At 68.7% G+C, this 13617-nt stretch carries 12 protein-coding genes; 10 read left to right on the plus strand and 2 right to left on the minus strand.

Features of this window, described 5'->3' with window-relative positions; translation table 11 throughout:
• Positions 1 to 14: 14 nt before the first annotated feature.
• Positions 15 to 440: a hotdog fold thioesterase gene (locus E3T48_RS09770; RefSeq protein WP_134523874.1), complete on the minus strand. Its 426-nt coding sequence runs from the start codon at positions 438 to 440 to the stop codon at positions 15 to 17.
• Positions 441 to 497: 57 nt separating this feature from the next.
• On the opposite strand from E3T48_RS09770, the gene polA reads away from it, so the two are divergent.
• The 8 genes from polA (at position 498) to rpsA (ending at position 10670) form a co-directional block, all read left to right on the plus strand.
• Complete coding sequence (gene polA / locus E3T48_RS09775) at positions 498 to 3185, plus strand: DNA polymerase I (RefSeq protein ID WP_134523875.1); 2688 nt, start codon at positions 498 to 500, stop codon at positions 3183 to 3185.
• 120 nt (positions 3186 to 3305) lie between these two features.
• Positions 3306 to 3626 carry a PepSY domain-containing protein gene (locus E3T48_RS09780; RefSeq protein ID WP_134523876.1) on the plus strand — a complete coding sequence of 107 codons (321 nt, stop codon included), beginning with the start codon at positions 3306 to 3308 and terminating at the stop codon, positions 3624 to 3626.
• Positions 3627 to 3710: 84 nt separating this feature from the next.
• Entirely contained in the window at positions 3711 to 4409 is a 699-nt protein-coding gene (locus E3T48_RS09785; protein ID WP_134523877.1) for a response regulator transcription factor, read from the plus strand.
• 11 nt (positions 4410 to 4420) lie between these two features.
• Positions 4421 to 5782: a sensor histidine kinase gene (locus tag E3T48_RS09790; RefSeq protein WP_134523878.1), complete on the plus strand. Its 1362-nt coding sequence runs from the start codon at positions 4421 to 4423 to the stop codon at positions 5780 to 5782.
• A gap of 9 nt (positions 5783 to 5791) precedes the next feature.
• A complete protein-coding gene (locus E3T48_RS09795; RefSeq protein ID WP_134523879.1) occupies positions 5792 to 7468 on the plus strand; it encodes a DUF885 domain-containing protein in 1677 nt (558 codons plus the stop codon).
• 7 nt (positions 7469 to 7475) lie between these two features.
• The gene (locus E3T48_RS09800; RefSeq protein ID WP_134523880.1) at positions 7476 to 8114 is read left to right on the plus strand and encodes a DUF4166 domain-containing protein; all 639 of its coding nucleotides are present in this window, start codon (positions 7476 to 7478) and stop codon (positions 8112 to 8114) included.
• Positions 8111 to 9103 carry an epimerase gene (locus E3T48_RS09805; RefSeq protein WP_134523881.1) on the plus strand — a complete coding sequence of 331 codons (993 nt, stop codon included), beginning with the start codon at positions 8111 to 8113 and terminating at the stop codon, positions 9101 to 9103. The genes E3T48_RS09800 and E3T48_RS09805 overlap by 4 nt, the downstream gene beginning before the upstream one ends.
• A gap of 109 nt (positions 9104 to 9212) precedes the next feature.
• On the plus strand, positions 9213 to 10670 hold the full coding sequence (rpsA, locus tag E3T48_RS09810) for a 30S ribosomal protein S1 (protein WP_134523882.1): 1458 nt from the start codon (positions 9213 to 9215) through the stop codon (positions 10668 to 10670).
• Here rpsA and E3T48_RS16735 read toward each other — a convergent pair.
• A complete protein-coding gene (locus E3T48_RS16735; RefSeq protein WP_166789689.1) occupies positions 10667 to 10825 on the minus strand; it encodes a hypothetical protein in 159 nt (52 codons plus the stop codon). The genes rpsA and E3T48_RS16735 overlap by 4 nt on opposite strands.
• A 7-nt stretch (positions 10826 to 10832) precedes the next feature.
• Here E3T48_RS16735 and coaE point away from each other — a divergent pair, with 7 nt between their 5' ends.
• Complete coding sequence (coaE, locus tag E3T48_RS09815; protein WP_134523883.1) at positions 10833 to 11459, plus strand: dephospho-CoA kinase; 627 nt, start codon at positions 10833 to 10835, stop codon at positions 11457 to 11459.
• A gap of 9 nt (positions 11460 to 11468) precedes the next feature.
• Positions 11469 to 13532 carry an excinuclease ABC subunit UvrB gene (gene uvrB / locus E3T48_RS09820; protein ID WP_134523884.1) on the plus strand — a complete coding sequence of 688 codons (2064 nt, stop codon included), beginning with the start codon at positions 11469 to 11471 and terminating at the stop codon, positions 13530 to 13532.
• Positions 13533 to 13617 lie beyond the last annotated feature (85 nt).

Genomic DNA, 13617 nt, shown 5'->3' on the forward strand with positions numbered 1-13617 from the left:
TGCCTGCGTTTCTTCTATGCCAGCGCCGGCAGGTCCTTGATCAGGTTGGTGATCCGGATCGTCGAACAGCGTCGGCCCTGATCATCGGTGACGACGATCTCATGCGTCGTCAGGGTTCGCCCCAGGTGGAGCGGCGTGCACACTCCCGTGACATGGCCGGATGTCGCCGACCGGGTGTGCGTGGCATTGATCTCGATGCCGACCGCGAGGCGCCCCGGGCCGGCGTGCAGGTTCGCCGCCATCGACCCGAGCGATTCGCCCAGCACAACATAGGCGCCGCCGTGCAGCAACATGGCCGGCTGGGTGTTGCCCGCGACCGGCATCCGCGCGACCGCCCGTTCGATCGTGAACTGGACGAACTCGATGCCCATCTTCTCGGCCAGGCTGCCTGCCCCGCGTTCCTGAACCCAGGCCAGCGCGTCTGCGGTCTTCTCGATCATGATCACCTTTGGTCGCTGCACCCTGCCCGCGTCTGACGACGCTTGTAGGCTGTCTCTGTGTTGGATTCCGAAAAGCCTACCCTGATGATCATCGACGGCCATTCCCTGGCCTACCGGGCGTTCCATGCCCTCCCGGTCGACAGTTTCCAGACCCGGGACGGGCAGCACACCAACGCCATCCACGGGTTCATCTCGATGCTGCTGAGCCTGCTGCGCAACGAGAAGCCCACCCACATCGCGGTGGCCTTCGACATCTCCCGGTTCTCGTTCCGCACCCGCGAGTACCCCGACTACAAGGGGACCAGGGCCAGCACGCCCAGCGAGTTCATCGGGCAGGTCCCGCTGCTCCAGGACGCCCTCGCAGCGATGAACATCACGACCCTGACCAAGGAAGATTTCGAGGCCGACGACATCCTCGCGACCCTGTCCGTGCGCGGCACCAACGAGGGCTACCACGTCCTCGTCGTCTCCGGCGACCGCGACACCATCCAGCTCGTCAACGAGAACGTCACCCTGCTCTACCCGGCCAGCCAGGGTGTGTCCGCGCTGACCCGGTACGACCCCGAGCGCGTGATGGAGAAATACGGCATCCGGCCTGCGCAGTACCCGGATGTCGCGGCGCTGGTCGGCGAGACCAGCGACAACCTGATCGGCATCTCCAAGGTCGGGGAGAAGACGGCCGTGAAATGGCTGGGGCTCTACGGCAGCCTCGACGGGATCCTCGAACACGCGGACGAGATCACGGGCGTGGTCGGTAACAACCTGCGCGAGCAGAAGGAGAACGCGATCCGCAACCGGCGGCTGAACCGGCTGGTGACCGACCTCGACCTGCCCGTGCAGATCACCGACCTGGCCCGCGGCGCGATCAACGAACCGGCCGTGCGCGACGTCTTCGGCCGGCTCGAATTCAAGACTCTGCTCGACCGGGTGATCAAGCTCGAGGGCGGCGCGGCCGGCGTCGACGGCGACGCCGCCGCGGCGCCGTCCCCCGCTGTGGAGGCCGTCCCCGCTCCCTCGGCCCCTACCGCCCAGGACCTGCTCGACGAGGAACTCGGCGCCTGGATCAGCCGGGCGGTGGCCGGATCACCGGTTGGAATCGGCCTGTGCGTCGAGGTGCAGGACGGCAAGGCGATCGGCTTCGGACTGGCCGGCCCCACCGAGACCGTCAACCTGCCCTGGCAGCCCGGACGCACCGACTACCTCCCGCTCGAGGAATGGCTCGCGAGCGACTCGCCCAAGATCATGCACGACGCCAAGCACCAGATCAAGGCGCTGCGCCGCAGCAACCTGGCCTTCACCGGGCTGGCCACCGACACCCTCGTCGCCGGCTGGCTGCTGCGTCCGGGCGGCCCGGACAAGACCCTCACCGACCTGGTCACCCGTTACCTCGACGAGACACTGCCCGTGCACGACCCGAACCAGCTCGTGCCGGACGAGGACGAGGCCGGGGGAGTCCCCATGCAGGCGTGGTACACCTACCGCCTCGCCCAGGTCCTGGCCGCGCAGCTCGACGCGGGCTCGCGGCGCGTGCTGACCGGCATCGAGATGCCCACCCTGATCGCGCTCGTGGACATGGAGCTCGCCGGGGTCGCCGTCTCGCACGACGAGCTGGCGGCCCTGTCCGCCCAGCTCGGCGAACGCTCCGCAGCCCTGGCCGCGGGCGCCTACGCCGAGATCGGCCGTGAGGTCAACCTCGGATCGCCCAAGCAGCTCCAGGAGGTGCTCTTCGAGCAACTCGGCATGCCCAAGACCCGCGCGAACAAGACCGGGTACTCCACGGATGCCGGCGCCCTCGCCGACCTGCAGGCCAGCAATCCGCACCCCTTCCTCGACCTGCTCCTGCAGCACCGCGACGCGACCAAGCTGCGCCAGATCGTGGAGACCCTCGACAAGGCCATCGACGGGACCGGCCGCATCCACACCAACTACGTGCAGATCGGCACGGCCACCGGGCGCATCTCGTCGACGGACCCCAATCTGCAGAACATCCCCGTGCGCACGGAGGAGGGTCGCCGCATCCGCGCCGCCTTCCACGCCGGGCCCGGCAGCGAGTGCCTGCTCACCGCGGACTACTCCCAGATCGAGATGCGCATCATGGCGCACCTCTCCGCGGACGCCGGCCTGATCGAAGCCTTCAACGCCGGAGAGGACCTGCACCGGTTCGTCGGCGCCAGCGTGTTCGGCGTCGCCCCGGCAGACGTCACTCCCGAAATGCGCAGCAAGGTCAAGGCCATGTCCTACGGCCTCGCCTACGGGCTGAGCGCCTTCGGGCTGTCGCGCCAGCTTCGGATCGACACGAAGGAAGCCAAACAGCTGATCGGCGACTACTTCGCCCGGTTCGGGGCGGTGCGCGACTATCTCAGGCACGTCGTCGAACAGGCCAAGCTCGACGGCTACACCGCCACCATCTTCGGCCGTCGCCGTCCCTTCCCCGAGCTGCACAGCGCCAACCGGGTGCTCCGCGAGAACGCGGAACGCGCTGCCCTCAACGCCCCGATCCAGGGTTCAGCCGCCGACATCATGAAGATCGCCATGAACGGCATCGCCGACGACCTGGCCGAGGGCGCGCTCGAGTCCCGGATGATGCTCCAGGTGCACGACGAACTGATCTTCGAGGTGGCACCGGGAGAGTGGGATGCCCTCCGCGCCGTCGTCACGCACCGGATGGAGAGGGCGGCCGACCTGCTCGTGCCGCTCGAGGTCCAGGTCGGCCGGGGCGCGAACTGGGACGCCGCCGCGCACTGACCCCGGTTCTGAACCCACCCTGAACGACCCCGAACCGTTCAGGGTGGATTCAGCGGCCGTCCCCTACCGTGACGAGGACCGGGCCAAGCGCGCTCGGAAGCGAGATCCAAGGAGAACACAATGAAGAAGACAGGCAAGGCGGCCGCCGCCGGACTGGCCGCCCTGGTCGGCGTCGGCACGGTGGGCGGCCTTCCGGCCGCGAACGCCGAGGGATCCGGCCAGAGCGACTCCGAGACGGCCATCACCGGCCCGGCGCTCGCCCAGGCGAGTGCCGCGGCCCTGGCCGCGACCGGGCAGGGCCGGGTCACCGACACCGAGGTCGGCGACGAGGAGAGCTACTATGAGGTCGAAGTGACCTTCGACGACGGCACAGAGGTCGATGTGCAGCTTGACCGGGCATTCCAGGTCGTCGCTGAGCCTAAGGGCGGCGCCGACGGCTGATCGGGCACGGCGAGGTACCGGTCGGCCGCACCGGTCGGCCGCACCGGCCGACCGGGCGGGAGTCACCGGCAGGAAGGGTGTGCCATGAAAGTGCTCCTGGTGGACGACGACGAGAAGATCACGGCCGCCCTCGGGCGCGGCCTCCGCGCAGAGGGCTTCACCGTGGACGTCGAGCGCAACGGAATTGACGGGCTCTGGCGAGCCGGCGAGGGCTGCTACGACGTCATCGTCCTGGACATCATGATGCCGGGCCGGAACGGGTTCCTGGTCTGCGCCGATCTCCGCGCGGCCGAGAACTGGACGCCCATCCTGATGCTGACCGCGAAGGACGGTGACCTCGACGAGGCGGAGGCGCTGGACACCGGCGCGGATGACTACCTGGTGAAGCCGTTTTCCTTCCCGGTTCTCGTGGCACGCCTGTACGCCCTGATCCGCCGGAGCAATTCGGCGACGCCGCCGCCGAGCGGGGTGGCCGACCTCCGGATCGACCCGCTCCACCACCGGGTGTGGGTCGGTGAGGCGGAACTCACCGTCACCTCCCGGGAGTTCGACGTCCTGCACTACCTGGTCCACCGCACCGGACAGGTGCTGTCCAAGCAGCACATCCTCGACGGCGTCTGGAGCGGAGACTTCGACGGCGACCCGAATATCGTCGAGGTGTACGTCGCCAGGCTGCGCCGCAAGCTCGAGCAGCACGATTGCCACGCCTCGATCGACACCGTACGCGGCGCGGGCTATCGGCTGGCGGCACGAACGGTGCCGGGCAGCCCCGGGCCTCGGTAGAGTCGGCTGCCGTGCGGGCGACCTGGCTGATGGGAAGTGTGCGCTGGCGGATCACCGCCGCCGCGACGCTGGCCGTGCTCATCGTCCTGGCCGTCACCGGCGGAGCCCTCGTCGCCGCCCAACGGTCGGTGTTGACCGACAACGTCGATGAGGTCCTGCATCGACACAGCACAGCGATCATCGCCGCACTCGACGCCGGAACGTTGCCGGCCGTCATCTCCGGGCAGGGCGACGACGAATCCTTCGCCCGGGTGACGGATGTGGCGGGCCGGGAGATCGCCGCCACCGCCCGCTCCCTCGCCGACGCGCGCCTGGCCGGCAGCCTGGACTCCGGTGACGGACTCCAGACCATCCGGTCGATTCCCGGCCCGGAGTTCCGGGTTCTGTCCACGACCCGGAGCGGCCTCCGCGTGCTCGTCGGCACCCCGTTGGACGACGTCCAGGACAGCGTCGACGCCCTCCTCGCGGGCCTGTTCGTCGCGGTCCCCGCAGCGTCGCTGCTCCTGGCGGCTGTCGTCTGGCTGCTGGTCGGACGGGTGCTGCGGCCGGTCGAAGCCATCCGCAGCCGGGTGGCCGCCATGTCCGGCTCCACCCTGGACCGGCGGGTGCCCGAACCGAACACCCGGGATGAGATCGCCAGGCTCGCGCGCACCATGAATGACATGCTCGAGCGTGTGGAGACGGCCGGCGCCAGGCAGCGTCGATTCGTGGCGGATGCCTCGCACGAGTTGCGCACGCCGCTGGCCCGGATCCGTGCCCAGCTCGAGGTCGATCGCGCCCACCCCGAGGCGGCGGACGTCGCCGCCACCCAGCGGAGCGTGCTCGACGAGGCCGACACCCTGCAACGGCTCATCGACGATCTCCTCCTCCTCGCCCGGGCCGACAGCGTCCGCGAACCGCGCCAGGACGAGCCGGTCGACCTCGACGACGTCGTCATGGACGAAGCGCGCCGGGTGCGCGGCACCCGACCGGTCTCGGTCGACGCCGGCAGGGTGTCCGGCGCGCAGCTCCGTGGCGACCGGGACCGGCTCGCACGGGTCGTGCGCAACCTGCTCGACAATGCGGTGCAGCACGGCGGCCCGCACATCGTGATCAGCCTGAGAGAGGTCGACGGGCAGGCCGAACTGACCGTCGCGGACGACGGGGCCGGAATCCCGGCGGACCAGCACGACCGGGTCTTCGAACGGTTCGCCCGGGTCGACGAGTCCCGTACCCGTGACGCCGGCGGCAGCGGCCTCGGCCTGGCGATCGCCCGGGAAATCGTCGCCGCCCACGGCGGGTCGATCGTGATCGACCCGCTCCACCGGCCGGGTGTGCGGTTCGTCGTGACCCTTCCGACCGGGGGGAAGACGCCGCCGCCGCCGGTGTCTTAGGCTCGTGCCATGACAATCGACACTCAGCGCACTCCGACGGCGATCGACAGGATCGCCGAGGACTGGGTCGACACCCTCGTCGACCTCGACCCGACGGTGGGAACATACATCGGCCGCACCGAGGGCGACGGCCGCTTCGGGGACTATTCGCCGGCCGGGGACGAACGCCGCCAGCTCGAGGCGAAGAAGGTCATCGCCCTCCTGGACGCGGCGCCGCCCGCCGACGACGTCGACGTCGTCACCCGCACCGACCTGCGCAGCGCCCTCGCCCTCGATGTGGAGAGCCACGAGGCCGGGCTGGCGCTGCGGGACCTGAACGTGATCGCGTCGCCGGCCCAGGGCATCCGCGAAATTTTCGACCTCATGCCCACCACAACCGTCGGCGACTGGGAGAACATCGCCGCCCGCCTCGGCAGTGTCCCCGCGGCCATGGACGGCTATCTGCAGACCCTCCGGGAGGGAATGCGGCAGGGCATCATGCCGGCCAGGCGCCAGGTGCGGGAGGTCGCCACCCAGGCGAAGCGCCACGCCGCGAATGGGGGGTTCTTCGCGCGGTTCGCCGCCGAGGCCAGCCTCGAATCCGGCAGCCTGCCGGCCACCCTGGCCACCGCTCTCGCCACGGGCGCGCGCGCCGCCGCCGCCGCCTACGGCACCCTCGCCGAGTTCCTCGGCGGCACCCTCGAGGGTGCGGCGCCCGAGAAGGACGCGATCGGCCGCGAGTTGTACGCGCTCCATTCCCGCCGGTTCCTCGGCGCCACGATCGACCTCGACGAGACCTACGAGTGGGGCGTCGAGGAACTGTCCCGGATGGTCGCCGAGCAGGAAAGCGTGGCCGACCAGATCAAGCCGGGCGCGAGCGTGCTCGAGGCGATCGCGCACCTCGACACCGACCAGAGCCGCAAGCTGCACGGCACGGCGGCGCTGCAACAGTGGATGCAGGAGACCAGCGACCGCGCCGTGGCCGAGCTGTCCGGCACCCAGTTCGACATCCCCGACGAGATCAAGAGCCTCGAGTGCCTGATCGCCCCCACCCAGGAGGGCGGGATCTACTACACCGGGCCCACCGACGACTTCTCCCGCCCCGGCCGGATGTGGTGGTCCGTCCCCGTCGGCGTCACCGAATTCGACACCTGGCGCGAACTCACGACCGTCTACCACGAGGGAATACCCGGGCACCACCTGCAGATCGGCCAGGCCGTCCACAACCGGGCCAAGCTGAACACCTGGCGCCGCCAGCTGGCCGGCACCTCGGGCCACGCCGAGGGCTGGGCCCTCTACGCCGAACGCCTGATGGAGCAGCTCGGCTACCTCGACGACCCGGCCGACCGCCTCGGCATGCTCGACGGGCAGCGGATGCGCGCCGCCCGCGTCGTGCTCGACATCGGGGTCCACCTGGAAAAGCAGCTGCCGGACGGCTCCGGACCGTGGACGGCCGACTACGCATTCGACTTCCTCCGGCGGAACGTGAACATGAACGACGGCTTCGTGAAGTTCGAGGTCAACCGCTACCTCGGCTGGCCCGGCCAGGCACCCTCGTACAAGGTCGGCCAGCGGATCTGGGAAGAACTGCGCGACACCTACCGCGAGAAGGAGGGCGCGGCGTTTTCGATCAAGGACTTCCACCGCAAGGCCCTGGACCTCGGCGGGGTCGGCCTCGACACGCTCCGTTCGGCGATGCTCGGTTAGGCGCGCCGTGCCGGGGGAAGCACGATCGCCCTACCAGACTGCGCTCGGCGACGACCTCGCCGGACTGCACCCGCGCCTCCGCGCCTACTTCGCGGCGATCCCGGCCGGGTGCGTCGGCGCCGGTGAAGGCACCTTCAGCACGGTCGGAACGCCCCGGCGGTGGCTGTGGCCCCCGCTCTGGCTCCTCGGCCGCCTGGGGGTGCTCTTCCCCGTCTGGGAACGAGACGTGCCCTTCACCGTGTTGAACACGCCCACGCTCGACGCCGCCGGCCATGGCGGCGTCGCCGCAGTGCGCACATTCCGGTTCCGGGCGGGGGAGCGGCGCATGGTGGACGCCATCACGGCCGGGCCCTCCGGGCTGGTCGACCGTCTGGGCACCCTCGGCCTGCTCGAAACCCGGCTCAACGCCCGCATCGTCGACGGCACGCTCCGATTGGACTCCGCCCGGGTGCTGCTGCGCCTGGCCGGCCTTCGCCTCGTCCTGCCCGCCTTCCTCGCACCGACCGTCTCGCTGACCGAACGATTCGACGACGACACGGACAGCCAGCACGTGCGGGTCATCGTCAGCGCACCCTGGCTCGGCAGACTGTACGAATACGCCGGGTGGTTCCACTACTCGGTGCAAGAGAGGGAGCGCCAGACATGAGTCGACGGATCGTCATCGCCGGGGCCTCCGGTTTTATCGGGAGGTACCTGGTCGAGGCCTACCGGGCCGACGGCTGGAACGTCGCCCGGATCGGGCGAACGGGCGACGCGGTCTGGGGCGACTCTCCGGCGCTGACCCGGCTCCTGGACGGAGCCGAGGTACTCGTCAACCTCGCCGGCAAGAGCGTCAATTGCCGCTACACGGAGGCGAACCGGGCCCAGATCCTCCGGTCCCGGGTCGACACGACGCGGGAACTCGCGGCGGCCGTGCAAGCCTGCGAAACGCCGCCGCCCCTGTGGGTGAACGCCTCGACCGCGACGATCTACCGTCACGCCGAGGACCGGCCGATGACCGAAGCGACAGGCGAGCTCGGTGAGGGGTTCTCGGTGGGTATCGCGACAGCGTGGGAACGCGCGCTCTTCGATGGCGACCTGCCGGGCACTCGCCGGGTCGCCCTGAGGATGGCGATCGTACTCGGCGACGGCAGCGCCCTGAGCCCGCTCCTGACGCTGACCCGGCTCGGACTCGGCGGCCCGCAGCGGGACGGACGGTGGTGGCCAACGCGTGACCGCCTCGCGGCCGGCACCTGGCATGAGGCTCGAGCGCAGGGCGGCAGGCAGAAGTTCAGCTGGATCCACATTGCCGACGTGCTGGGCATCATCCGTTTCCTCACCGACCGGCCGGACCTTGCGGGGATCGTCAACGCGTCCTCGCCGAACCCGTCCGACAACGCCACCGTGATGGGCGTGCTCCGGGAGGTCCTCGGGATGCCGTTCGGACTGGCGCTGCCGCGGTGGGTGCTGGAGCTGGGCGCCGTGGCCATCCGCACTGAAACCGAGCTCGTGCTGAAGAGCCGCTGGGTCATTCCCGAACGGCTCGTGGACGCCGGCTACGTCTTTTCCTATCCCGAGCTCGAGCCCGCGATCCGCCAGATTGCGGCACCGGGGCCGGTTCGGGCGAAGTTGCCGCGCCCGTCCGCAAACAGCTAAGCTTGACTGTCACGTTTGTGACGAACTATCCGCTGCCATGCGCGGTGCGCGATCCTGAAATCCTTTCTGCGTGTGGCCCGATCTATGTCCATCCTGGAGCAACTACTACATGACAATCGCAACGACCGAACGGGCACCCAAGCAGGTCGCCATCAACGACATTGGATCTGCTGAAGACTTTCTTGCCGCGGTCGAAAAGACTCTGAAATTCTTCAACGACGGCGACCTCATCGAAGGAACCGTAGTGAAGATCGACCGCGACGAGGTTCTCCTCGACGTGGGCTACAAGACCGAGGGTGTCATCCCCTCCCGCGAACTCTCCATCAAGCACGACGTCGACCCCTCTGAGGTCGTCAAGGTCGGCGACCTGGTTGAGGCCCTCGTTCTTCAGAAGGAAGACAAGGAAGGCCGTCTCATCCTGTCCAAGAAGCGCGCTCAGTACGAGCGTGCCTGGGGCGACGTGGAGAAGATCAAGGACGAAGACGGCGTTGTCACCGGTTCGGTCATCGAGGTCGTCAAGGGTGGCCTCATCGTGGACATCGGCCTGCGCGGCTTCCTCCCGGCCTCGCTCATCGAGCTGCGGCGCGTTCGCGACCTGACCCCGTACCTGGGCCAGGAGATCGAGGCCAAGATCCTCGAACTCGACAAGAACCGCAACAACGTCGTGCTGTCCCGTCGTGCCCTGCTCGAGCAGACGCAGTCCGAGAGCCGCACCACGTTCCTCAACAACCTCCAGAAGGGACAGGTCCGCAAGGGCGTCGTCTCGTCGATCGTCAACTTCGGTGCGTTCGTCGACCTGGGCGGCGTTGACGGTCTGGTTCACGTCTCCGAACTCAGCTGGAAGCACATCGAGCACGCCAGCGAGGTCGTCGAGGTCGGCCAGGAAGTCACCGTCGAGATCCTCGAGGTCGACCTCGAGCGCGAGCGCGTGTCGCTGTCGCTCAAGGCCACCCAGGAAGACCCGTGGCAGGTCTTCGCCCGCACCCACGCCATCGGCCAGGTTGCACCGGGCAAGGTCACCAAGCTCGTCCCGTTCGGTGCGTTCGTTCGCGTCGCCGAGGGCATCGAGGGCCTGGTCCACATCTCCGAGCTCTCCGGCAAGCACGTTGAGCTCGCCGAACAGGTCGTCGCCGTCGGCGACGAGGTCTTCGTCAAGGTCATCGACATCGACCTCGAGCGTCGCCGCATCTCGCTGAGCCTCAAGCAGGCCAACGAGGGTGTCGACCCGGAGGGCACCGAGTTCGACCCGGCACTCTACGGAATGCTCACCGAGTACGACGACCAGGGCAACTACAAGTACCCTGAGGGCTTCGACCCGGAGACCAACGAGTGGCGCGAAGGCTTCGAAACCCAGCGCGAGAAGTGGGAGCAGGACTACGCTGCAGCCCAGGCTCGCTGGGAAGCCCACAAGAAGCAGGTTGCCTCCGCGAACGACGAGATCATCGCCCCCGGCGATGTCCCCTCCGCCGCGGGCTCCTCCTTCTCCAGCGAGACGGCCGGCGCCGGCACCCTCGCGGACGACGAGGCCCTCGCAGCTCTGCGCGAGAAGCTCTCCAGCTCCAACTAGGGGCGCGATTCCACCTGGCTCGCCGGCACCGACACGGTGCCGGCGCGCTGAGACAGGCCGGCCCCTTCGGGGTCCGGCCTGTTTTTTCGTGCGGGCCTGCCGTCGACGACCAGCACGAACACCGTGGCGCTGAGGGCGCCGCGGGAGGTTAGCATTGCACGGGTGTACCTGATTGGACTGACCGGCGGGATCGCATCCGGAAAAAGCACCGTGGCGCGCAGGCTCGACGAACTCGGCGCCGTGCACATCGACGCCGACCACCTCGCCCGGGTCGCGGTGGAACCCGGCACGGCGGCGTTCAACCAGATCTCCCGCTCGTTCGGCCCGTCCGTGATCGGGCCGGACGGCAGCCTCGACCGACCGGCACTGGGGGCCCTCGTCTTCGCCGACTCAGCGGCCCTCACCCTGCTCAACGCGATCGTGCACCCGGCCGTGCGATCCCTCTCGAACCTGGTGATCAGCGAGGCCGCCGAGCGGGACCCGCACGCGGTCGTCGTCTACGACGTTCCGTTGCTGGTGGAGGCCGGCGTCGACCACCCGTTCGACCTGATCGTGGTCACCCACGCCGACGAGGCAACCCGGGTGCGGCGGATGGTCGAGCTGCGCGGGATGACGGAGGCCGAGGCCCTGCGCCGGATCCGGTCCCAGGCCAGCGACGACGAGCGCCTGGCCGTCGCGGACGTGGTCATCGACACCGCCGGCAGCCTCACCCGCACGCTGGCCCAGGTCGACGACCTCTGGCGGCGCGTGCGGGTCGCCGCCGAGACGACTGTCAGGGGTGCTCCGTAGACTGGAGCCATGGAACCCACGCGCTCTGTACATCCGTTCGAGGTCGTGAGCGAGTACACCCCGAGCGGTGACCAGCCGACCGCGATCGCCGAGCTGGCCGGCCGGATCAACGCCGGCGAGACCGACATCGTGCTGCTCGGCGCCACCGGAACCGGAAAATCGGCGACGACCGCCTGGCTGATCGAGCAGGTGCAACGCCCCACCCTGGTGCTCGCCCACAACAAGACCCTGGCCGCACAGCTGGTGAACGAGTTCCGTGAGCTGATGCCCAACAACGCCGTCGAGTACTTCGTCTCCTACTACGACTACTACCAGCCTGAGGCCTACGTGCCGCAGACCGACACCTTCATCGAGAAGGACTCCTCGATCAACGCGGAGGTGGAGCGGTTGCGGCACTCCACCACCAACTCGCTGCTGAGCCGGCGCGACGTGATCGTCGTGTCCACCGTCTCGTGCATCTACGGCCTCGGCACCCCGGAGGGCTACCTGGAGGCCATGATCGCCCTCCAGGTCGGCCAGAAGGTCAGCCGGGACTGGCTCGTCCGCCGGTTCGTCGCGATGCAGTACCAGCGCAACGACGTCGACTTCTCCCGAGGCCACTTCCGGGTGCGGGGCGACACCATCGAGATCATCCCGATGTACGAGGAATTGGCGATCCGGATCGAGATGTTTGGCGACGAGATCGAGGCGCTGTACAGCCTGCACCCGCTGACCGGCGACATCGTGCGCAGGCTCGACTCCGTCTCCGTCTTCCCCGGGTCGCACTACGTCGCCAGCACCGAGGTCATGCAGCGCGCCATCGGCACCATCCAGGAGGAACTGGCCGAACGCCTCGAACAGCTCGAACGGGGCGGCAAGCTGCTGGAGGCTCAGCGCCTGCGGATGCGCACCACCTTCGACCTGGAGATGATGGAGCAGATCGGGTTCTGCTCGGGGATCGAGAACTACTCCCGGCACATCGACGCCCGGCAACCGGGGGAGGCGCCGCACTGCCTGCTCGACTACTTCCCCGACGACTTCCTGATGGTCATCGACGAGTCGCACGTCACCGTGCCCCAGATCGGCGCCATGTACGAGGGCGACTCCTCCCGCAAGCGCACCCTCGTCGAGCATGGCTTCCGGCTCCCCAGCGCGCTGGACAACCGGCCCCTCAAGTTCAGTGAGTTCAAGGGCAGGGTCGGCCAGACCGTCTACCTGTCCGCGACACCGGGCAAGTACGAGATGGGCATCGCCGACGGCGTCGTGGAGCAGATCATCCGCCCGACCGGGCTGATCGACCCGCAAATCGTCGTGAAACCCAGCAAGGGGCAGATCGACGATCTCCTCGAGGAGATCCACACGAGGGTCGAACGCAACGAACGGGTGCTCGTCACGACGCTGACCAAGAAGATGGCCGAGGAACTCACCGACTTCCTCACCGAGGCAGGGGTGCGGGTGCGCTACCTGCACTCCGACGTCGACACCCTGCGCCGGGTGGAACTGCTCACGGAGCTCCGCGCGGGCGTGTACGACGTGCTCGTCGGAATCAACCTGCTGCGGGAAGGCCTCGACCTGCCCGAGGTGTCGCTCGTCGCCATCCTCGACGCCGACAAGGAAGGGTTCCTCCGCTCGGCCACCTCGCTCATCCAGACCATCGGGCGCGCTGCCCGCAACGTCTCGGGCGAGGTGCACATGTACGCCGACCGGCTCACGGCGTCGATGGAACGCGCCATCGACGAAACCGACCGCCGCCGCGAGAAGCAGGTGGCCTACAACACCCTGCACGGGATCGACCCGACCCCGCTCCGCAAGCGGATCGCGGACATCACCGAGGTGCTCGCCCGGGAGGAGGCCGACACCGCCGAGCTCCTGGCCGGCCGCACCGAGCGGCGCAAGGGACTCGCGCCGACCCCTCGCCGCCAGGGCCTGGCCGCCAACGGGGCCAACGACCTGGAGTCGATCATCGCGGACCTGAACGGCCAGATGCTCGAGGCCGCCGGGGAACTCAAGTTCGAACTCGCGGCGCGGCTGCGTGACGAGGTTTCCGAATTGAAACGGGAACTGCGCCAGATGGAGAAGGCGGGTCACATCTGACCCGGCCGCGCCACAACCCACCGGCCTCACTTTCGAACATCTGTTCGCTCAGGGCGTGTTGATCTCGCACCGGAGTGTCGGCCGC

This window comes from Cryobacterium fucosi (assembly GCF_004403515.1).
Lineage (GTDB): Bacteria > Actinomycetota > Actinomycetes > Actinomycetales > Microbacteriaceae > Cryobacterium > Cryobacterium fucosi.